The sequence below is a fragment of the Hydrogenophaga sp. L310 genome (genome assembly GCF_055703065.1).
In genome coordinates, this window is record NZ_JBVPZA010000012.1 from 81,550 (window position 1) to 101,591 (window position 20,042).

The window sequence follows — 20,042 nt, forward strand, 5'->3', positions numbered from 1 at the left end:
CTGCGGCCTGTTGCTGGACTTATCGAAAAACGTCAGGAACTGAAATGACCAAACGCATCTCCCTCACCCGCTACCTCGTCGAACAACAGCGCGTCGACGGCCACATTCCCGGCGACCTGCGCCTGCTGCTCGAAGTGGTGGCCCGCTCGTGCAAGAGCATCAGCCAGGCCGTCAACAAAGGCGACCTCGGCGGCGTGCTCGGCGCCGCCACCACGGAAAACGTGCAAGGCGAAATGCAGAAGCAGCTCGACATCATCGCCAACGAGGTGCTGATCGAAGCCAACGAATGGGGTGGCCACCTCGCCGCCATGGCCAGCGAAGAAATGGAGGGCATCTACGTGGTGCCCAACCGCTATCCGAAGGGCGAATACCTGCTGCTGTTCGACCCGCTCGACGGCTCGTCCAACATCGACGTCAATGTGTCCATCGGCACCATCTTTTCGGTGCTCAAGAAAGGCAACGACGACCCCGACATCATCGATCCGGTCAGCGAACAGGACTTCCTGCAGGCCGGCAGCCAGCAGGTCGCCGCCGGCTACTGCGTGTACGGCCCGCAGACCACCCTGGTGCTGACCGTGGGCGACGGCGTGGCCATGTTCACCCTCGACCGGGAGCAGGGGTCGTTCGTGCTCACCAAAGAGCACCTGCAGATCCCCGCCGACACCCAAGAGTTTGCCGTCAACATGAGCAACATGCGCCACTGGGACACCCCGGTGAAGCGCTATGTGGACGAATGCCTGGCCGGCAAGGAAGGCCCGCGCGGCAAGGACTTCAACATGCGCTGGGTGGCCAGCATGGTGGCCGACGTGCACCGCATCCTCACCCGCGGCGGCGTCTTCCTGTACCCCTGGGACAAGCGCGAACCCGAGAAGCCAGGCAAGCTGCGTTTGATGTACGAAGCCAACCCCATGAGCTGGCTGGTCGAGCAAGCAGGTGGCGCCGCCACCAACGGCCACCAGCGCATCCTCGACATCCAGCCCACCAAGCTGCACGAACGCGTCAGCGTGATGCTGGGCTCAAAGAACGAAGTCGACCGCCTGACCAGCTACCACAGCACGCTATAATCTTGGGCTACAAGCCGGTGTAGCTCAGTCGGTAGAGCAGCTCATTCGTAATGAGAAGGTCGGGTGTTCGATTCATCTCTCCGGCACCAAGTAAACAAAGGAAACCCTGCTATCAAAACGGTAGCGGGGTTTTTCTTTTCCCGTCCGATGTAAGGGCGGATGTAAGACGATTTCGGCAATCCCACCCAGCACCAGACAAAAGAAAAGCCCCCCCCGCCGTGGGGCTTCGGTCATTTGCTGATTTGAATACTTCGCAAATGGGGATTTTTTCTCCGCGTGCGAAACGGTGGGGTGTCGCCGGTTCGAGGGCGGCAAAGGTTGGACGGCCCCCCACCCCTCGCGCGCGCACGACACGACTTGTGCGTTAGCGTTATCGCAAACCAGAACAGTCGGTTTACATATTGGCAGGGGGCATGTTTTGGACGGCCCCCTACGGCACCAGCTCATCAATGCGCGCTTCTAGCTGGGCAATGTGCGCCTCCAGGCAATCCAGCCGGGCCCGCATCGCTGCAACGTCATAGCGCGTCACCTTTTCGAACTGTTCCCGCAAGGGCTCTATGTGCTTCAAGTAGCGCATAACCCCGTCTAGGTTCTGCTCTGGTGTGCGGCTCATGAAAAATACTGTTCCATCTCGGGGTCGGTTTCCCACGGCTTCAAACCGCTGTGCAAAGCCTTTTTCAGCCCGGCGCTTTCTGGCCTTGTCGTGGCGCTCTTGCACAGTCGCAGCTTGCCCGATAGCGCGGCCATTGTTCCCGCGTACTGGTTCGATAGCTTCGCAGCGGGGTTAATCGCGCCATCGCTCGTGATAGGCCCGTCACGCAGCACCAGCGCATCGCAAAGCCTCTTTTGATGGTCTGCCATGCACAGCGCTTCAAGTAGCGTTAGGTCGGCACCAGCAAAGTAATTCGGGTCAAGCCCGGCGCAGATTGAAACCCACAGCGCGGCAGCGCCAGGGGGCAGGCCAGCAGGCGGCGGCGGGCGCTTCGTGCTGAAAATGGTCGGGGTTGCCAGTGCGGCGGCGGATTTTCTAGTCATGGTGTGTTCCTCAAAACTACAGGCTTTTGAACGTAGCTTGGACATGTCGGTTTACATATCGGCAGGGTGTACGTTTTGACCGTGCCCCCCCTCACTCACGCGGCAGGCCATCGCGTCCCAGCCGGAAACCATGCCTGCCCAGTGCTGGCCTTGTCGTGCCGGTCAGTGCGGCTATGTCGTGCCGGTCAATGTCTTGTAGGGCAGTCACTAGGACGCGGTGCCCATTCCCCAGCAGTTCAAAACAGGACTCGCGAACGTTCACGCGAACCCCGGCGGCTTCAAGCGTTTGTTGTGTGTGCTGCATAAGGCAAAGGCAGGCCCGAAGGCCCGCCCACTCTCTTAGCCCAGCACCAGCGCGATAGATTCGCGCACACGCGGCAGCTTGCCCGCCTTCGCCGTGGTCGGCTCACCATGTCCCAGCGCCACCACATGCGCAGCGTCCGGCCCGTCGATTTTCACAACGTCCCCAAGGTCGCCAAACCCCGTGCCGTCCACCAGCAGCCGGACATTCACCGGCCCACCGGCGCGCAGGCGTTCCACTTCCAGGCGGCGGGTTACATCACGCAGCAGGCGGGACGCGGCGCTTTCCGTGTCTGCGAAGTTCAGTTCAGGCTCTGCCACACCTACCAAACCACACCGATACCCGGCGGCCTCGATAGAACCCCTCACAGCGGCCTCAGCAGCCAGCGCAGCCCGTAGGCTCACCAGCGCATCAGCCACGCCTTGTACGGCCTTTGCGTGCCCCGGTTGGGCCTCTGCGCAGACTGCGGCGCTCAGTTCGGCCACCAGCGCAGCCACGGCGGCCCGTTGCGCTTCAATGGCGGGGCGCAGGGTGTCCAGACGTTCGCGCACCTGGGCAAGCTCACGATTAAGGCCCGTGCTGTCGTTGCGCTGTGCAGGCTCACCACGCAGCAGGCGCAGGCCAGCGGCCAGGGGGTCGAACGTATCGGCAGGCGCGGCCAGCAGTCCCAGCAAACGCGCTTCCTCGGCAGTGGCTGCATTGAATGCGCCGGTCAGTTCGGCAAGGGTGTTCTGTGCTTCGGTGAAGCGGGTGTTTTGATTGATGGTTTTCATGGTTCTTTCGATTCAAAGGGAAGGGTTAACGCGGGAAACCATCGCCATAACGGCGCGGCGCTGTTCGGCTGTCAGGTTGCGCGGCAGCAGCGCGCCACGGTTTGCGACGTTGTGCGCCAGTTGCTCAAGTTGCGCGGTTTCAAATTTCGCCATCGCGGCGGCCAGTTCTGGGGGCGGTGTCTGCCCGGTCTTTGCTTGGAACATGTTGTCTTTCAAAAGTTGGTGAAGGGATGCAGGGCGGCAGCGTGTTACGGGGCTTGCGCCTCGCCCAAGGTGCGCAACACATCGCGGCAGTCACGCGCCACAAAGGCCACGCCACCAGCGGCACGGATGCGCGCCAGGAATAGGGCTTGCTCTGGGCGCAGGCGTCCGGCCTGGGCTTTCACTTCCACACCCAAAAAGCGGCCATCCTTCAATTGCCCCAGCACATCAGGGCAGCCCGGCCAGCCAAAGCGGATAAAGCGGTTGCCCACCTTTGCAGCCCCGGTATTCATGCGTTCGGCCCATGCCACGGCGGGGTGCGTTCGCAGCGCTTTCAACACTTCCACCAGGGCGGCAGCCTCGGGGCGGCTGTTGGTTCGGGGGGTCTGTTGTTCCAGGCCGAAAAGGTCAGCATTCATTGCCAAACCTCCCCACCGAAAAAATCACCGAACTTTCACCCCCTATATATAGGGGGCGGTGAATTTCGGTTACGGATTTCACCGAAAACAGACGGAACGGTGAATTTCGGTTATTCGTCACGCCAGCCATAACCACCCCTCGTTGCAGCCCATCACCCCACGGGCCACCAGTCCAGTGATTGCCTCTCTGGTGCGTGTTGCGCGGCGGTCGGTCTGGCATGTCAGCTTTGCAGCGCCAGCAGATACAGCGGCTTCCAGTTCAATGCAGGGGCGCAGCAGCGGGGCACCGGGCTTGCCTGTTTGCCCGTCCTTGAACATCGGGCGCAGCGCATCCAGAATCACGCGCTGATTTCCACCCTGGGGCAGCTTCACGGCGCGCACATCCTGGGCGGCGGTGTCGCGTAGCACTACGCACGATGTAATGGCCTCGCCCGTATCCTCCACGCCCAGCGTTTCCACTTGCAGCTTGAACGGGTGTGCGGCTCCGTCCTGCCCGTCCTTGCTTTTCGCAACCTTCCATTCCCGGCGCTCGCCCTCGCGTGAAACCTCGATAGCGGCATCCATCGCAGCGAATAGCGAACTGTGCCCACGCAGGCCAGCGGCGGCATTCTTGCCCGTGTGGTGAACCAGCAGCACCAGCCCACGGGTCAGGGTTTGCAGAGTCTTGGCAGCTTCCAGAATCTCGCCCATGTCGCGTGAACTGTTTTCGTCTGCGGTCGGTGCGGAACGGTTCAGCGTGTCCAGCACCACCACAGCACCAGCAGGCACCACGGCGGCCAGGTCTAGCACGTCCTGCCCATCGGTCAGCTTGAACGGTTGCAGCATCATGCGCAGGCCATCAGGCAGCGCACGGCCCCGGCTTGTCTCCCATGCCTGGGCGCGCAGCTTGAACCCGGCTTCACCCTCCAGCGCGGCATACACCACGGGCGCAGCTTCCACCCGGCAATCAAACCAGCGTTGCCCCTCAGCAATGGCGGCGGCCATGTCGAAGGCCAGGAACGATTTACCGGATGCGCTCGGGCCATACAGCGCAGCAAGCCCCACGGCAGGCAGCACACCACGCACACGCCACGCCAGCGGGGGAAGGTCGCGCAGTTCATCGGCTCCCAGCAGCTTGTAACGGGGCGCAGGCTTTGGGGGCTCTGTCGCAGCTTCCAGTGTGCAGGCCAGCACATCAAACCCATCGCGCTGTGCAAGGTCGTTCGCGTCGAAGTTCTGCGCCTCACCCTGGGGCATGTAGGCAACGGCAGCCCCTACGGCCTGGGCAATCTCTGCGGCGCTTTCTTCTTTGCCCGTGTCGGGCACCACCACCAGCCGGGCGGATGCGTCACGCTGGCGCAGGTCGGCAGCTACCTTGCCCACGTTGCCCCAGCCAAAGCACGCCACGGCAGGATGCCCGGTAGCCTGCCAGCAGGCCCACGCGGTGCCCACGCCCTCGCACAAGGCCACGGGCGCACCGGGCACCAGCTCGCCCACGGCAAAGGATCCACGGGCCATCGGCGCACCCGGTAGGTTCAGCTTCGCCTTTTTCCCCTTCGCCTTCAAGCGTGCGGCGGTGTCGCCAGTGGTCACACATTGCAGGCTCTGCAAACTGCCATCGGGCGCATAGGCAGGCACCACCAGCGCCCCGGCCATGCTCTCGCCTTGAATGCGCAGCGGGTCACCAGTAGGCACCACGCGCAGGCCATCCAAAGGCACACCGGCGGCGGCCTTTGCCACGATGTAGCCATGCGCAGCGGTTGCGGGTTCGCAGCGGTTCCACACTTCGGCAGGGCTCATGCCTGGGGCGGGCTGGCGCGGCTGCTCTGGTGCCTTTCTGGGGGCTTGCATGGGCCTTTGCTGGGGCTTGCCTTCACCCATGCGCCAGCCATGTTCAGCGGCCACGCGGTAAAGGGTTCCAGCCCCCACGCCCTTACCCGGTTTGATGCTGCGCCACACATCGCGGGCGGCGGCGGCATCGTAGTTTCCAGCCCCGGCGCTCCAGGCGTCGAAGTCGTCAAAACCCACCCCGGCGGCATTTGCAGCCATTGCGACACGCACCCATGACTCGCGGTCTATGTCGGGCGGGATGCTGTGCAATGCGTCGATTGCTTTTGCGGTGTCGGTCATCAAAACGGGCACCCCCCGTCATCTACTGGGGCGGGGTTGCCTGGGGTGTTGCCCGGCTCGTTCAGCGGTGCGAGTAGCTGAGGCTCCCTCTCCAGCTTCGCAGCCAGCAGGCGCAGCAGTTGCGCGGCCTCCAGCGCGTCAGGCGTCAGCACGTACACGCTAACGGGCGCGTTCGGCAGTTGGTGCCCGTCCGGGATAGTGCAAGCGTCGAACGAATAGGGCATTGCACTGTTCCAGCGGTCGCCCCACCACTCAAAGGAACTGCATTCGATTTGAACTGCCTTCATGCAGCACCCCCATTCATCGCCAGGGCTTGCGCGGTGTATTTCCCGTCAAGGCGATACAGCGCGATAACTCGGTGCGGGTTGTCCTGGGTGGGGCTCGGTATCTCCACGGTTTCCACCGGCCAGCCGTAAGCGCGCAGCGTGAAAATCACGGCTCCCAGTCGCCAGGATTGCGTGCTGTTCTCGAAGTCGGGATGGTCAATCAGGCGGCCATCCATCAGCATCCCCAGCGCCTTATCGGCAAGGGTTCCACGCTTGGGCCATGTCGGGCAAAATGGCGGGGGCGGCAGAAACGAAAGTTGTTCACCGTGGGCCCCTTGCGTCTTGGTCGGTGCGGGGGCCTTTCCTTTTGGGGCGCTCATTGCTTCACCTCCCCCAGCCAAAGCAACGCGGGCTTGTGGCTGTCAAATTCGGCCAGGGTGCGGCCATCCTTTTGCAGCAGCAAAAACGCCTTGCCGGTAATGCGGGCTTCGTGGTCAACCCACACACGCAACCCTTTTGCGCGTGCTACGGTGCGCAGCTTTTGCAGCGCGTCCTGGGGTACGAACGGGGCGGCCATTTACGCCACCCCCAGCGCGGATTTGATTCCAGCCACAGGCCAGCCCAAGCGCCCATTGATGCGAACGGGGCGCAGGCCATCCGGGAAGGTTTCAGCGCAGGCCCAGCCCCTCAAAGTTTGAGGACGGCGCAGCAAATAATGCGCGGCTTGCTCGGTCGGAACCGTGGGGCGGTTCACCAGTTCCAGCGGGGGGAACTGTTGAGGCTCAGTGACAGCGCGGCGGGTGTCTGCGCTGTGTTGCGTTGCGGATTGCATTGGTTACCGTCTTTCTGCCCATCGCTGGGCATTGATTGATGACGGTTCCCAAGTATTCGCATATATCGGCAGGTAAGCGCCTGCCGTTCGCTTGCCGCTTTACTTGCCGAAAAGTCGCTCTCTATGCGCGTTCAGGTCTTGCGCCAGGGCCTGCCGCGTAATGTTCTCGGCTTTTGCGATTTCTTTGATTCCACGCGGCAATTGTGCGTAGGTGTCTTGCGGCATAGGCAATCCAGCATCAATGCACATTTGCCAGCGGCGCGCCTGCCGTTGTTCTGCGTTTGCTGCCACCATTGGCGCTGCCTGGGGCTCTGCGGCCAGCGGCTGCAATCCCTCCAGCACGGGTATTTGACGGGCGGGCGCTTCATGCTGTGCCCATTCATCAATCAGCCTCAGCAAGTGGGCATCAATCTGCCGTGCTGCCTCATCAAGTCCCAAACTTAGGCCCACAGTCCACGGGGCGGGCATCAGTGCGGCACGGGTCAGGATGGCGGCACCAGCGGGCAGGCCATCCAAGGTAAACCGGAATTGTTCAAACGCTCCGAAGCGTGCTTTTAGGCGTACCCGTGCAAGGTCTAGCAGGCGGTCGCGGATTTCGCTTTGTGTCATGTTGGCATCCCCCCGGATGCGCCCCTAAATAGGTGCCACCAGCAGACCAGCGGGGGAACTGGCTTTTCGGCAGGATTGCGGCCCTGCCTAGCTGGGGCGAAACTGATTACGCGGCTTGCACCACGCGCAGCGCACCGGGCGCGGCCTTGGCATCAAACTGCACACCGGCAAGGCTCAGAATGTGCGCCTCTATCTGTTCCAGAAACGGGCGCAGGGCGTCAATGCTGCGCGGCCTGTAGCCCTCGGCTGTTGCGCTTGGCTTGTGGCCCATTACTTGCGCGATAGCCCCAGCAGGTGCCCCGGCAGCCTCACCCAGCAGCGAAAAGGAACGGCGCAGGCCGTGGATTGTCAGCCCCTCGATTGCAGCGCTTTGCAGGGCCTTTGCGTGGCTGTTGCGGGTGTCTGTAATGCGCCCTGCCTTGCCCGTGCTGGCGAACACATACGGCCCCACCCTTGGCAGCGTTGCCAGCATGTGCGCCATGTATGGGCTCAGGGGAATGGTTCGGGTGGTTTCCACCTTGTCGGCAATGGTCAGTTTGCGCCACTGAAAATCCACGTTCGCCCATGTCAGGGCGGCCAGTTCTTCACGGCGGGCACCACTCAGCAGCAAGGCGCGCAGATAGGCGCTTGCAGTGCGGTTGCTCAGTTGCTCCACGCCAGCCCACCAGCCGGACACCTGGGCGGCTTCCAGGGCGTCGGTGCGGCGTGTGTTGCTGGGCAGGTTCTCGACAATGGCGGCTGCCTTGCCTGCATCGCGGTCTGTCAGGTTCCGATACTCAGGGCGGGCAGCACACCAGCGCAGGAAACCCCGGAACATCATCAGGGCGCGGGCGGCTTGGTGCTTACCGGCCACGGCTTCCCGGTCATACCAGCTTTTCAGCGTGTCCTCGTTCACCCCGGCCAGCGGCAGCGCCAGCAACGGAAACAACGGCCCCGGCCTTGTTGTGCCCTGCCCTCGCTTTTTCTTTTCGCCACCGGGCGCGGCCATCACTTCAAGGTCGGCACGGTAACGGGGTTTCCATGCATCGCGGCGCTTGGGCTTGCCGTTTTCCAGATACAGCGGCCAAACCTCGCCCACGGTCAGGGCTCGCGCTGCGGCTGCGGCCTGCTTTTCAGCATGGACAGCCAGGGCTTCGCGTTTCAGGTCGCGGGGGTCTTTGCCTTCATCAATCAAGCGTTGCAGCTCGCGTGCCTTAGCTTGCGCGTCGGGGATGCTCCAGGCGGCAGGGCTCCCGATGGTTATGCGCAGGTCTTTGCCTTGGTACACGCTCTGGAAAACGTAGGCGGGTTTCCCGGCTGGCGTGGCACGTAGCCCCAGCCCCGGCGCAGTCGCATCCCAAAGAAAAGCCTGTTTCTTTTCGGGCGGGCACTTGAACCCCGATACCCGGCCAGCGGTGAATGCAATCTTTGCCATGTGGTGCCCTTCGCTGTCTTACATCGGCCAGGATGTAAGGGCGGATGTAAGACTATTTGCCGAAAAATGCCGAATCTCAATCAACGATTAGGCTGTTCACTTGTCCAGTGGCATTTACCTAAATCGTTGATTTATATAGATTATATCAGCATCAATCAACGCAGGCGAACATACCTATCCTATCATTCGTAATGAGAAGGTCGGGTGTTCGATTCATCTCTCCGGCACCAAGTAAACAAAGGAAAGCCCGCTATCTTTACGATAGCGGGCTTTTTCTTTTGGGTTGGCTTGTAGCCCATTTATAGACAAGCTGTGTCAAACCCTTTGTGTTTCCCCCGGTTTGGCGAGCACCACCATGGGCGTGTTTTCAGGGCCAAAACACACGCTGTGTTCGGAGCAGGCCTCGCAGGTGGGCGAGCGGCAGATCGGCAGCTCTTCGCGCAGGCAGAGCTGTTTGTAGAGGAACTTCTTCCACCGCATGTGCTGCGTGTTGCGGGCCGCCAGGGCCGGAAACCAGTGGGCGATCAGCTGCGACAGGGCCTCGCGCGTGGGCAGGCCCATGTCCTGCCACAGGTGCTGATCGCCCAGCGTGGCGCAGGCCATGGCCCACGACACTTGGCGCAGCTCGTCGGCCGAACCGGCCGCCATGTCGGCGTGCTCCAGCAGCAGGCTCATGACGTCGTCGACCTCATCGCGCCGGCGTTGCATGCGCTCGGCCAGTGCGCGCCAGTCGGGTCGGGGAGTGGCCAGCTCGGGCATGGGGGTTCAGGCCGGCGCAGCAGCGTGGGTGTAGCACTTCTTCGGACAGATCTTCGAGCAGGCGGTGCAGCCGATGCACAACTCCTGGTGCGCGATGGTCATGACCTTCTTTTCGTATTCCTCGTCGTCGTCATCGTCGTCGAGGTTGACCGAGATGCGCTCGCCTTCGTCGGTCAGACCCACAAGTTCGAGCACGCCGCGCGGGCAGACCTTGAAGCAGCGGCCGCAGCCGATGCATTTGTCTTCGTCCAGGGCGGCGACAAAGGTCGGCGTCCAGGTGGCGCCGCTGGGCAGTGTGACGCTGAAATGTTCGCTCATGAAACAAACTCCTTGGCGGTGTGAGCGACTTCGTGCAAGGCACCCGTGGAACCGGCTGTGCCGGGCCACCAGGTGCGTCCCCCTGGGGGGAAGACGCGAAGCGGCGCAGGGGGGATCAGGTGATTGCGGCAACGGCCTTGCGCAGGTCCATCAGCGTGGCGTGGGTGTCGTGGCAACGCTGGGCCACCGAGAGGATGTTTTCCCAACCTGTGGGCAGGTCCTCGGACAGGTCGTGCAGGTCCATCTTGGCCTGCGTGGCCTGTGCGTTGGCCTTCTTCAGGCGCGCCTTGAGTTCATCGGCTTCGGTGCTCATGGTCAGGCTCCGTACTGGGCGACTGCTGGGTACTCGCGGATCATGGCCACCGCTTCGTTCAGGAACTTGGTGCCCGCGTCGGACAGTTTGGCCAGCGAGGGAAAGCCGAAGCGGTGCACGTCGCGCAGCTGCTTGTTGACCACCACCAGGCGGCCAGCGATCAGCACCATGCGGCCAAAACCTTCGTGGCTCATTTTCATCATGGGCGAGACCATCTGGCCGGTCTCGCGCTCGATCGCGACCGCGATCGCGTTGTAGAAAATCTCCAGGTGCCACAGGGTCTCGGGGTCCGGGTCGCCGAGGATGGGCAGGGCGCGGCGCTCTTCGGCGGTGTGGATGAAGGGCTTGAGCAACTGCAGGTCGGTCTTGCCTTCCCAGCTGCCGTGCGTGTCCTGCGCGCGCATCTGCTTGATCAGCTGCTGCACAAAGGGCGTGTTCAAAAAGGCCTCGTCGCTCTCGGGCGCGAGTTCGGGGGTGGCGGTGGCGTTCATGGGGTGACCTCGTCGTCTTCAAAATCGAATGCGCGTTCGCTGTCCTTGGCCATGGCCTTGCGCAGCCAGGGCGGCGGTGTGCCCTGCAGCACGGCCTGCAGCTTGTCCAGGATCTCGGCGATGCTTTCGGGCTGCGGCACCTTGATCGGGTGGATCTTCATGGCCACGACACGCGCCGCACCCGAGCCACCGATGGCGGCCACGTAGAGGATCGCGCAGTCCTTGATGGCTTCGAGCTTGGGCGCGAGCTTGTCTTCGTCGCCGTCTTCTTCGAGCTTGTCGCCGAACTCGAAGCTCTCGACGAAGTGATGGCCCTCGGGGCCGATCTCGTAGACAACGATGCTCTTGGCCCAGCCGAAGTGCGCGTCCACGCGCTCCTTGTCCTGGGTGGCGAAGGCGATCTTCATGGTGGACTCCTGGGTCAGGCGCTGGCCGCAGCCAGCGGGGTGGGTGGGAAGGCGTCGTTGGATTTGTCGAGCCGTCGCGTGGCGAGCTGCGCTTCGGGCGTGAGCGGCCAGTCGCCCGCGTGGTGGTGGGCGATGCGATCGATCATCAGGTTGGCGATTTCAAAGATCAGGTTCATCGTGCCGCGGTAGCCCACGCTCACCTTGTGCGCGTTGCCGATGCGGTCGAACACCGGAAAGCCCACGCGCAGCAGCGGCTTGTTCAGGCGCTCCGCAGCCTGTCGGCCGTGCGAATGCGTGACCAGCAGGTCGCAGTCGGCACCGGCGGTCTCCAGGTCTTCCAGGTCGCCGAGCAGCACCTGCTCGGCCGGCAGCAGCTCAAGGGCTCTGGATTGCGTGGTGCTGATGCAGCAGCGCAGCTCGGCGCCCATCTCGTGCAGCAGGCCGCCCAGGGCCAGCATCAGGTCGGGCTCGGCGGCAAGGGCCACCTTCATACCGCCGGTGTAGAAATGGCCGTCGAGCATGGCGTCGAGCAGCTGGCTGCGCTGGCGCCGGTACTTGGCCGGCACGGGTTTGCCCGAGAGCTGAGAGAGGCGCTGCAGGAAACGGTCGTTGCAGGCAAGGCCGGTCAGCCGCTCGAAGATCTCCAGCGGCGTGCCGGCGATCTTTTCCAGCGCCTCGGCGCCTTCGCGTGTCTGCTCGCCGATGCCCAGCGTGAAGGCCGAGGCGCCCGCGGCGCGGATCTGTTCCAGCGTGGTGCCGCCGAGTGTGGTGCCGCGCCAGTCGGGCGCGATGTGGCCGTCGAGCGAGCCCGAGATGTCGGGCAGCACGATGGGGTTCAGGCCAAAGGCCTGGATCATCTCGCGCAGCTCGTCGATGTCGCTGGGCGTGAGGTGGCTGCCCGGCAGCAGCGTGACCTGGTCGGCCACCACCGGCAGCGGCTTCACCAGCGACTTGACGATGGCGGTGATGGCGTGTTTGAAGCCGTCTTCGAACGCGCCCACGTAGTCGGGCGTGGAGACGTAGATGATCTCGGTGTCGGCCAGCTCGGGGTGGCGCTTGCGCGCGGTGACGAGGTAGCCGTCGACGTCGTCGCCCTTGGTTTCGGTCAGGCCGGTGGAACAGATCGCGATCACCTTGGGCGCGGCGCGCTTGCGGATGTTGAGCAGCGCCGCCTCGATGTTTTCGTAGCCGCCGAGGATGGTGGTGACCTCGTTCATGGCCGTGGTCTGCAGCGGGATCGCTTCCTTGAAGTGACGCACCAGCAGCACCAGACCGAAGGAGGTGCAGCCTTGCGAACCGTGCATCACCGGCATGCAGGCGTCCAGACCGAGAAACGCAAAGCTCGCGCCCAGCGGCTGGCTCATCTTGAGCGGGTTGACGGTGCAGGCTTTTTTGGATTCGACGACGCGTGCCATGGCTGTTTTCCTTGTGGTGGCGTCAGACCGGAACTTCTTCGGGTTCGAGCCCCATCGCCTTGGCCGCGATACCGCTCAGGTGATCGGTGGTGGTGTTCGGCGTGACCGCGCCCAGGGTTTCGCCGTCGTCGCCCCAGGGCGCGGGGATGCGCACTTGCTGCCACACCGGGTTGAAGATGGCGCGATCAATCTCGTGCACCAGCTCGACCATGCCTTCGTAGCCGCCGTAGGGATGGTGGCGTTCCTGGTTGATGTCGAGCCAGGGCATGCGTGCCTTGAGCGCCACGAACTGCGAGCGGCCTCCCGACAGCATGATGTCGGCGCGCGCTTCCTTCAACATCGCGTACATCTCGCGCGGCGTCATGTCGTCGATCATGTGGGCGTCGGCGCCCTCGCCCATGATCTCCTTGATCTTTTCCTTGTCTTCCTTGGTGCTCTTCTTGACGCTGGTGCCGACGATTTCCATGCCACCTTCCTGCAGCGCCGCCACCACCGACCAGGACTTCACGCCGCCCGTGATCAGCAGCACGCGTTTGCCCTGCAGGCGCTTCTTGTATTCGGCGATGCGCTTGTAGGCGCGTGCTTCTTCCACCTCGATCAGGCGCTCGGTGCGTTCGATGAGTTCGGCGTCGGCGCCCTGCTTCACCAGCAGGCTGGCGATCTGGCGCAGGGTCTCGCTCATGTCGCTGATGCCGTAGAACGAACCTTCGAAATACGGGATGCCGTAGCGCTGCTCCATCTTGGTCGCGATGTTGATCATCGACTTGGAGCAGACCATCATGTTGACCTTGGCCCGGTGCGCGCTGGCGATCTCGTTGTAGCGGCCGTCGCCCGAGATGCACGAGAGGATGCGGATGCCCAGGGCGTCGAGCAGCGGCTTGACCTGCCAGAGTTCGCCGACCAGGTTGTATTCGCCAATGATGTTGATGTCGTAGGCGGTGGTGAACTCGGGTTCGACGGTGCCGATCACGTAGTCCAGCAGGGCTTCGGCGCCGAGCTTGTTGCCCAGGTTCTTGGGGCCGGCGAAGCCGGGCGCGTTGACCGGGATCACCGGCTTGCCAAACTTCTCGGCGGCGCGCTTGCAGACGGCTTCGATGTCGTCGCCGGTCAGCGCGGTGACGCAGGTCTGGTAGACGAAGACCGCGGGTGGATCGTACTTTTCGATGATCTCGCGGATGGACTTGAACAACCGCTTTTCACCGCCGTAGATCACGTCGAGTTCGTTGATGTCGGTGGTGAAGCCGCTGCGGTAGATCGTCGAACCGCTGGATGCACTGTGGCGGTTGTCCCAGGAGTTGCCTTCGCAGGCGATGGGGCCGTGCACCAGGTGCGCCACGTCGACCACGGGCTGCAGCGCGATCTTGGCGCCGTCGAAGGCGCAACCACCCGCGGCCGCGCCGGGCGAGAGCTGCTTGGTGCAGCCCTTCTTGCGTTCCTTCTCGCTCTTGCCCTGGTTGATGTCGCAGCCGGGCTCCTCGAACACTTCAGCGATCTTGGCCTTGAGCGATACAGACATGGCGGACTCCAGACGGTGGGTTGTGAGTCCCTTTGCAAGTTGGGTGCCAGCCCAAAACCGCTGCTTTTCAGTCCGTTTTCGCTTGTCGCTCGCTCTTCAGTGGCGGTTTTGGAGGGAATGTCACGGTGGCTTTGCGACAGGCCACCCCACCACCGCGGTTCACTTCTGCATGGGCAGCTTGGCGCCGCTGCGGTGCAGGACGATCCAGCGCTCCAGCTCTGCGACGTGCTGCGCCTCCTCCTCTACAAACTCTTTCGCCAGCACCTTGATCTCGGGGTCGGTCGTGGTCTGCAGCACGTTGTCGTAAAAGGCCAGGCCGGCGCTCTCGGCGTCCAGCGCCACCTGCAGCGCCTGCTCGATGCCGATGAACGGGTCGGCGGCCCAGATCGCTGCGGCCTCGGGGCTCTCGATGTCGGGCCACTGGTAGTCGGCCTCGGCCAGCGTGGGCAGATTGCGGTAGCCGGCGCGTTCGCGCGCGTCGCCCAGGTGCAGCAGCGAGTAGTCGGCCAGCTGGCGGAACAGCTGGGCCACCTCGGTGTTGCCGGCCGTGCGCATGGCGTCGGCGAGCTGGCCGAAGCGCAGCGCGGCTTCGTTTTCCAGCTGGATGGTGTGGGCCAGAAATTCTTCAACGGATTCCATGTCAATCTTCCTTCGGTCAAAAATCCAGTTCGAACCAGGCCGGCTCTTTCTGGCGCAGCTGGGCGATCAGTTCCAGCGTGGCCGGCACCAGGGCGTGGATGCCGTACCAGACCTCTTCGCGCCGTGGCTGACCATCGCTCTCCAGCATGCCCTGCAGGCGCCCCCAACCGTGCCAGTCGAGCTGGACCAGGCGCAGGCGCAGCGGCTCGGGCCAGTGCGCCAGGGTCTGCGCCATGCGCAGCAGGTGCATCTCGACACAGGCCAGGGTGTTGGCGCTGGCGAACAGCTCTTCTTCCCCCTGCAGCTCGGCGAGCAGGCGCGCCATGACCTCGCCGCTGTTCTGCAGGATCAGGTATTGCATGCGGGCAAACATGGCGGGCTCAGTGAATCGTCAAGGACTCAACAGAAGGGTCCAGCCCGCGGAACATGGCGCAGCGCAGGAACACCTCGCGGCTCGCGCCCACCTGCTTGTGGCGGCAGTACTTGGCGACCAGCTTGGCCAGGCCCTTGATGTCGCGCCCGGTCGCGGCCGGGAACAGGTCGGCCAGCATCTGCGGCATGCCGGGCGCCAGCGCCAGCGCGAACTGCTCACCCATCACGCCCCAGATGCGCGCGCGGGCGGCCGCGTCGGGCGGGTGGTAGCGGATCAGCGCGATGCAGCGCGAGACGATGGCCTCGTCGATGTCATCCACCCGGTTGGTGGTGAGGAACAGCAGGCCGTTGAAATACTCCAGCACACGCAGGAAGACACCGACCACGGCGTTCATGGTCAGGTTGTCGTCGCGCTTCTTGATGTACACGTCGGCCTCGTCGATCAGCAGCACCGCGCCCCAGCGCTGCGCACGCTGCAGCACGTCTTTCAGCGCCGTCTCCATGGTGGCCACGTTCAGCCCGAGCTGGCCCGAGTGCACGCGGTAAAGCGGGCGCTGGATGATCTCGGCATAGACCTCGGCGGTGAGCGTCTTGCCCACGCCGGGCGGGCCGGCGCAGAGCACCGTGGTGCCGCCGGACTTGCCGGCGATGATGTCGTCCATCAACACGTCCATCTCGGCGGTCAGGATGTCGATCAGGTCGGTCTGCTCGGGCGGCAGCACCAGCAGCTGCTTGAGCTGGGGCTTGTAGGCGTAGGGTTCGAGGTCGTCCACATGCACCCACACATGGTGGTGCAGCTCCAGGTGGAACATCAGGATCAGCGGGTGCACCGGCAGCTGGCGGAACAGGCGGGGCCTGTCTTTCAGCTCGGCTTTCAGCACCAGCACGTCCTGCTCGGCGTCGTACTGGCTGCTCTTGGCGGCCTTGTTCAGGTAGTTGGTCAGCAGCTCGCCCGGGGTTTCCAGGCTGGTGTCGCGCTGCTGCAGGACGGCCTCGTCGTTCACCAGGCGCGCCGCTTCACCCTGCGCCGAGAGGATCACGATGTCCTTGCGCAGCCAGTCGCAGTCGCGGTGGGTGGCGCTCGGGTCGGGCGCGTGAAAGGCCAGGCCACGGCCGAGGAACTGGGCACCGCTCTGCGCGCGCCACTCGAAGTACGTGGCCACCGACGCTTCGTACGCGCGCAGCAGCTCGGGCGTCTCACGCACCAGGCCGCGCGCGAGCAGCAGCTCGGCCACGCTGCGGCCGATCACGTCGTTGCCCGAGAGGCGCAGGGTCTGGTTGACCAGGCCGCCCTTGGCGTTGGCCTTGAGGTCGATGGTGACCTTGCCGGTTTCGTCGTTCGAGGGCGGCGTGTAGTCGATGCGGGTCGGGCACCAGGCCAGCGGCACGCTATCGGTGTCGGCGCTGAACAGCCAGCCGTGCGTGCTGCCCTCGGCCAGATAAGCCACCAGCGCGGGCACCACGTCTTCCAGCGTGTCGGCCGTGAAGCGCTGGGCGCCGGGCACGCCGAGCAGGCCCCGCAGCGAACGCAGCTGCACGGCGCGGCGCTGCTGAGCCGGGCCGCCCGCGTCCCAGAGCTGGTCGAGACGGTCCAGCACCGGCGCACTGAGCAGGCGCAGCCGGGTCTCGGCGTGTTGTCCGAAACGCAGCTGGTCCGTCAGGCCGGCCAGCTCGGGGAATTCCCCGGCCAGGGTCTGGGCATGGGTGCGTTCGATGCGCAGCTTCATGGCCGTGGATCGGTGGGGATCAGTTGTCGTCGGCCAGCACTTCCAGCGCCACCAGCTGTTCGTACAGGGCGCGCCGCGCGTGCCAGTTGTCTTTGCCGGCGATGCGCGGGTCGGCACCTTCAAATGCGCCGATGGCGTCGCGGTCGCCGCGGTAGACGCAGGTGAGCCCGCCGCGCGCGGCCAGCGCCGCCTCCAGGGCCGCGGCCTCGCTCACCGGCTCGGCGCTCAGCACGCCGCTGCCGAGCAGGTGGTCTGCCCGGTACAGCGCCGTGTCCCAGCCGTGGCTGTCGCCGAGCGCGCAGATGGCCGGGTAGCGCTCGCGCGCCAGCGCATCCACCTCGGCGTGGCCGAGGTCGTCGAGCAATTCGCGAGGGCTCAGGCTGTCGAAGATTTCCCAGGGCTGCAACGCATCGCCGGCCTCGACCTTGCGGGCGAAGTCGGCCTCGTCGTAGGCGAACCAGGCGCGCGGGGCGGCTTGTTCGGGCACTTCCACCACATAGATCATGGTTTTCTCCGGTGGCTGGGGGACTTCAACAACGCCAGGGGCGCCGACCACCCGGGCAGCGCGGCCAGCCGCTGTGGGCCAGCCGGCGCCGGGCCGGGCAACCCGCTTTCACTCCACGCCTTCAGCGGCCGTTTTGGCCCAGACGGCTTTGCGCAGGCGCTGGGTGATGCCGGCCGGACTGGCGTCAAACTGCCGCTGCGCAATCGACAGGGCGCCCTGGGCCACAGCGGCTTCGGGCAGGGTCAGGGGCAGGCGACCCGCCACATGGGTGGCGCCCGGCACCGCCTTGGCGATCGCCTGGCGGTTCGGGTGTTCGTCCATGGCGATCAGGTTGTCCGCCTCGCGCACACCACCCAGACAAACCCAGCCGTCGATCACTTCAACCTTGCGGCCGTCCTGCGTGGTCTTGATGTAGACCGCCTCAAGGGCCGTGCTTCCCGATCCATCGGGAGCCGGTGCAGTGGGGATGGCGGGCGTGTTCATGGTCAGAACTTCACGACGATGTCTTCGTTGCGCACGATGAACTGGCAGGCCAGTCGCCACGGGGGTGGCAGGTCCTTGGTCTCGGCGTCGGCGATCTGCTGCGCGGTGATCTTTCCGGACAGCTTCAACACGGTCTTCTCTTTTTCGGTCAGCGCCACGCCGTGCGGCGTGTTGCCCGAGAGCACGGTCACCTGCAGCTGGCAGGAGCCGCACTCACCGTTCTCACACTCAAAATCCAGCGGAATGTTGTTGGCTTTCGCCACCGCCAGAAGAGTCTTGGTGTCACCCGCGATGGCATAGACCGTGAGGTCCTTCTTCATGCGCGGAGAACTGAATGTCACGTTGGCCATAAAGCACCTCAAAAAATGAAATGAACCCGCACCACCAAGTCAGTCTCCGGCGAGCAATGAAGCTCACCGAGGCCGCCGCGGAACCGGCTTTGCCGGGCCGCCAGCGGCGCCCCCCTGGGGGGGTGACGGCCGCAGGCCGGCGCAGGGGGGGACTCAATCACCGAATGATGTCGTAGCTGTAGTCCGTCTTGCCGGGGATGATCGTGTTCGCGTCCAGCGTCTCGAAGAACTCGTCAAGCAACGTGACCAGCACGCGCATGCCGCCGTCGTAACCCCAGGTGGGGAAACGGTGGTAGTGGTGGCGATCGAAGATCGGGAACACCATGCGCACCAGCGGGGTCTTGGTGTCGCGTTCCAGGTACTTGCCGTAGGTGTTGCCGATCAGGAAGTCCACCGGCTCGGTGAACAGCAGCGAACGCAGGTGCCACAGATCGCGCTTGGGGTAGACCTTGCAGCCGGCGCCGTAGGGCGACGAGTCGAACAGCTCCTGCACTTTCTTGGCCCAGGTTTCGGTGCCGTTGGTGGCCAGCACGTGCGAGGGTTCGGCACCGAGTTCCAGCAGGAACTGGGCGTAGCCGAGCATCTGGTCCGGGTCGCCGTAGAGGGCGTAGCGCTTGCCGTGCAGGTGGGCCTGGCTGTCGGCCATGGCGTCCACAAGTTCGCCGCGTTCTTTTTCCAGCTCGGCCGGGATCGGCTTGCCGGTCAGGCGCGAGATTTCCATCAGGAACTGGTCGGTGCCGGCCACGCCAATGGGGGCGTTCAGCGTGACGACTTCCTGGCCGTGTTCGGCGATGAACTTGCTGGTCTTCTCGCAGCAGAACTCCTGGAACACGATGGTGGCCTTGGCGTGCAGGGCGGCAACCACTTCTTCTTTCGAGGTGCCGCCGGCGTACATGCGGAACTCACCGTCGGTGGGCGTGTTCCAGTTGCCGGACGGGTCACAGATGATGTTCACCTGCACACCGAACAGATCGAAGATGCGGCGGATTTCCTTCATGTTGCCGACGACGTACCCGTCGAAGCCACCGATGAAGTTGATGCTCTCGTTGGGCACGCGAACCAGCGGTTCGGTGGTCTTGGCCTTGCCGTCCCAGAAGTGGCGCAGGATGCCCAGCAGCGCGTTGTCGTAGCCGGTGATGTGGCTGCCGACGAAGGCGGGGGTGTGGGCAAAGGGCACGTCGAACTCGTCGGGCACGCTGCCTTTTTGTTTGCTGGTCTTGATGAAGGCGTCGACGTCGTCACCGATCACTTCGGCCATGCAGGTGGTCGAGACGGCGATCATGTCAGGCTTGTACAGGCTGTAGGCGTTGGCCAGGCCGTCGACCATGTTGTTCAGGCCGCCGAACACGGCCGCGTCTTCCGTCATCGAAGAGCTCACGCAGGAGGTGGGTTCCTTGAAGTGGCGGCTGAAGTGCGAGCGGTAGTAGGCCACGCAGCCCTGGCTGCCGTGCACGAAGCTCAGCGTCTTCTGGAAACCGTTGGCGACATACACGGCGCCCAGCGGCTGGCAGGCCTTGGCCGGGTTCACCGACAGGGAATCGCGGGCGAAGTTCTTCTGCTTGTAGTCTTCGGTCTTGGTCCACTCGACGATCTGCTTGACCGTTTCGTCGCTGTGGTTGAACTCGAATTCCGCTTTCTTGTTGCGGAAGATGTCCTGGTACTCGGGCTCACGGAACAGCAGTTCGTGGTCGAGGATCTTGTCGGCTGATTGGGGCATGGTGCTC

26 protein-coding genes and 1 tRNA gene are annotated in these 20,042 nt (G+C 64.0%); 2 read left to right on the top strand and 25 right to left on the bottom strand.

The window, feature by feature from the left end; all coding sequences use genetic code 11:
• The first annotated feature begins 44 nt into the window (after window positions 1-44).
• A complete protein-coding gene (locus tag AC0GNO_RS18515; RefSeq protein WP_472905010.1) occupies window positions 45-1,064 on the top strand; it encodes a class 1 fructose-bisphosphatase in 1,020 nt (339 codons plus the stop codon).
• Window positions 1,065-1,077: 13 nt separating this feature from the next.
• Window positions 1,078-1,153: transfer RNA gene (locus tag AC0GNO_RS18520), tRNA-Thr, on the top strand.
• Between the two features lie 341 nt (window positions 1,154-1,494).
• Here AC0GNO_RS18520 and AC0GNO_RS18525 read toward each other — a convergent pair.
• The 25 genes from AC0GNO_RS18525 to nifK all read right to left on the bottom strand — a co-directional run bounded on the left by AC0GNO_RS18525 (window position 1,495) and on the right by nifK (window position 20,035).
• Window positions 1,495-1,677 (bottom strand): hypothetical protein, encoded by a 183-nt coding sequence (locus AC0GNO_RS18525; protein WP_472905011.1) that lies wholly within the window; start codon window positions 1,675-1,677, stop codon window positions 1,495-1,497.
• Complete coding sequence (locus AC0GNO_RS18530) at window positions 1,674-2,099, bottom strand: hypothetical protein (RefSeq protein ID WP_472905012.1); 426 nt, start codon at window positions 2,097-2,099, stop codon at window positions 1,674-1,676. Before AC0GNO_RS18530 ends, AC0GNO_RS18525 begins: the two co-directional genes overlap by 4 nt.
• Window positions 2,100-2,438: 339 nt before the next feature.
• Window positions 2,439-3,173, bottom strand: a complete 735-nt coding sequence (locus AC0GNO_RS18535) for a hypothetical protein (protein ID WP_472905013.1) — start codon at window positions 3,171-3,173, stop codon at window positions 2,439-2,441.
• A 12-nt stretch (window positions 3,174-3,185) separates the two neighbouring features.
• The gene (locus tag AC0GNO_RS18540) at window positions 3,186-3,377 is read right to left on the bottom strand and encodes a hypothetical protein (protein ID WP_472905014.1); all 192 of its coding nucleotides are present in this window, start codon (window positions 3,375-3,377) and stop codon (window positions 3,186-3,188) included.
• Window positions 3,378-3,421: 44 nt separating this feature from the next.
• Window positions 3,422-3,793: a VRR-NUC domain-containing protein gene (locus tag AC0GNO_RS18545; protein ID WP_472905015.1), complete on the bottom strand. Its 372-nt coding sequence runs from the start codon at window positions 3,791-3,793 to the stop codon at window positions 3,422-3,424.
• 117 nt (window positions 3,794-3,910) lie between these two features.
• Window positions 3,911-5,902: an AAA family ATPase gene (locus tag AC0GNO_RS18550; protein ID WP_472905016.1), complete on the bottom strand. Its 1,992-nt coding sequence runs from the start codon at window positions 5,900-5,902 to the stop codon at window positions 3,911-3,913.
• Window positions 5,902-6,189, bottom strand: a complete 288-nt coding sequence (locus tag AC0GNO_RS18555) for a hypothetical protein (RefSeq protein ID WP_472905017.1) — start codon at window positions 6,187-6,189, stop codon at window positions 5,902-5,904. The genes AC0GNO_RS18550 and AC0GNO_RS18555 overlap by 1 nt, the downstream gene beginning before the upstream one ends.
• Window positions 6,186-6,548 carry a hypothetical protein gene (locus AC0GNO_RS18560; protein WP_472905018.1) on the bottom strand — a complete coding sequence of 121 codons (363 nt, stop codon included), beginning with the start codon at window positions 6,546-6,548 and terminating at the stop codon, window positions 6,186-6,188. The genes AC0GNO_RS18555 and AC0GNO_RS18560 overlap by 4 nt, the downstream gene beginning before the upstream one ends.
• Window positions 6,545-6,745, bottom strand: a complete 201-nt coding sequence (locus AC0GNO_RS18565) for a hypothetical protein (protein ID WP_472905019.1) — start codon at window positions 6,743-6,745, stop codon at window positions 6,545-6,547. Before AC0GNO_RS18565 ends, AC0GNO_RS18560 begins: the two co-directional genes overlap by 4 nt.
• 354 nt (window positions 6,746-7,099) lie before the next feature.
• Window positions 7,100-7,609, bottom strand: coding sequence for a hypothetical protein (locus AC0GNO_RS18570; RefSeq protein WP_472905020.1), 510 nt, complete (start codon window positions 7,607-7,609; stop codon window positions 7,100-7,102).
• Window positions 7,610-7,715: 106 nt separating this feature from the next.
• The gene (locus tag AC0GNO_RS18575) at window positions 7,716-9,023 is read right to left on the bottom strand and encodes a tyrosine-type recombinase/integrase (RefSeq protein ID WP_472905021.1); all 1,308 of its coding nucleotides are present in this window, start codon (window positions 9,021-9,023) and stop codon (window positions 7,716-7,718) included.
• A gap of 315 nt (window positions 9,024-9,338) precedes the next feature.
• Window positions 9,339-9,782, bottom strand: a complete 444-nt coding sequence (locus AC0GNO_RS18580) for a nitrogen fixation protein NifQ (protein ID WP_472905022.1) — start codon at window positions 9,780-9,782, stop codon at window positions 9,339-9,341.
• A gap of 6 nt (window positions 9,783-9,788) precedes the next feature.
• Window positions 9,789-10,100 carry a ferredoxin III, nif-specific gene (fdxB, locus tag AC0GNO_RS18585; RefSeq protein ID WP_472905023.1) on the bottom strand — a complete coding sequence of 104 codons (312 nt, stop codon included), beginning with the start codon at window positions 10,098-10,100 and terminating at the stop codon, window positions 9,789-9,791.
• Between the two features lie 115 nt (window positions 10,101-10,215).
• The gene (locus AC0GNO_RS18590) at window positions 10,216-10,413 is read right to left on the bottom strand and encodes a CCE_0567 family metalloprotein (protein ID WP_472890145.1); all 198 of its coding nucleotides are present in this window, start codon (window positions 10,411-10,413) and stop codon (window positions 10,216-10,218) included.
• A gap of 2 nt (window positions 10,414-10,415) precedes the next feature.
• On the bottom strand, window positions 10,416-10,904 hold the full coding sequence (locus tag AC0GNO_RS18595; protein ID WP_472905024.1) for a NifX-associated nitrogen fixation protein: 489 nt from the start codon (window positions 10,902-10,904) through the stop codon (window positions 10,416-10,418).
• A complete protein-coding gene (gene nifX / locus AC0GNO_RS18600; protein ID WP_472905025.1) occupies window positions 10,901-11,311 on the bottom strand; it encodes a nitrogen fixation protein NifX in 411 nt (136 codons plus the stop codon). The genes AC0GNO_RS18595 and nifX overlap by 4 nt, the downstream gene beginning before the upstream one ends.
• A 14-nt stretch (window positions 11,312-11,325) precedes the next feature.
• Window positions 11,326-12,726, bottom strand: a complete 1,401-nt coding sequence (gene nifN, locus AC0GNO_RS18605) for a nitrogenase iron-molybdenum cofactor biosynthesis protein NifN (RefSeq protein ID WP_472905026.1) — start codon at window positions 12,724-12,726, stop codon at window positions 11,326-11,328.
• A 22-nt stretch (window positions 12,727-12,748) separates the two neighbouring features.
• Entirely contained in the window at window positions 12,749-14,242 is a 1,494-nt protein-coding gene (gene nifE / locus AC0GNO_RS18610; RefSeq protein WP_472905027.1) for a nitrogenase iron-molybdenum cofactor biosynthesis protein NifE, read from the bottom strand.
• A gap of 159 nt (window positions 14,243-14,401) precedes the next feature.
• Complete coding sequence (locus AC0GNO_RS18615) at window positions 14,402-14,881, bottom strand: ferritin-like domain-containing protein (protein WP_472905028.1); 480 nt, start codon at window positions 14,879-14,881, stop codon at window positions 14,402-14,404.
• Between the two features lie 16 nt (window positions 14,882-14,897).
• Window positions 14,898-15,254: a hypothetical protein gene (locus AC0GNO_RS18620; protein WP_472905029.1), complete on the bottom strand. Its 357-nt coding sequence runs from the start codon at window positions 15,252-15,254 to the stop codon at window positions 14,898-14,900.
• Between the two features lie 7 nt (window positions 15,255-15,261).
• Entirely contained in the window at window positions 15,262-16,980 is a 1,719-nt protein-coding gene (locus AC0GNO_RS18625) for an AAA family ATPase (RefSeq protein WP_472905030.1), read from the bottom strand.
• Between the two features lie 19 nt (window positions 16,981-16,999).
• Entirely contained in the window at window positions 17,000-17,485 is a 486-nt protein-coding gene (locus AC0GNO_RS18630; RefSeq protein WP_210825810.1) for a hypothetical protein, read from the bottom strand.
• A 108-nt stretch (window positions 17,486-17,593) separates the two neighbouring features.
• A complete protein-coding gene (locus AC0GNO_RS18635) occupies window positions 17,594-17,968 on the bottom strand; it encodes a hypothetical protein (protein WP_472905031.1) in 375 nt (124 codons plus the stop codon).
• Window positions 17,969-17,970: 2 nt separating this feature from the next.
• On the bottom strand, window positions 17,971-18,288 hold the full coding sequence (locus AC0GNO_RS18640) for a 2Fe-2S iron-sulfur cluster-binding protein (protein ID WP_472905032.1): 318 nt from the start codon (window positions 18,286-18,288) through the stop codon (window positions 17,971-17,973).
• A 187-nt stretch (window positions 18,289-18,475) separates the two neighbouring features.
• Window positions 18,476-20,035, bottom strand: a complete 1,560-nt coding sequence (gene nifK, locus AC0GNO_RS18645) for a nitrogenase molybdenum-iron protein subunit beta (protein ID WP_472905033.1) — start codon at window positions 20,033-20,035, stop codon at window positions 18,476-18,478.
• Window positions 20,036-20,042: the final 7 nt, after the last annotated feature.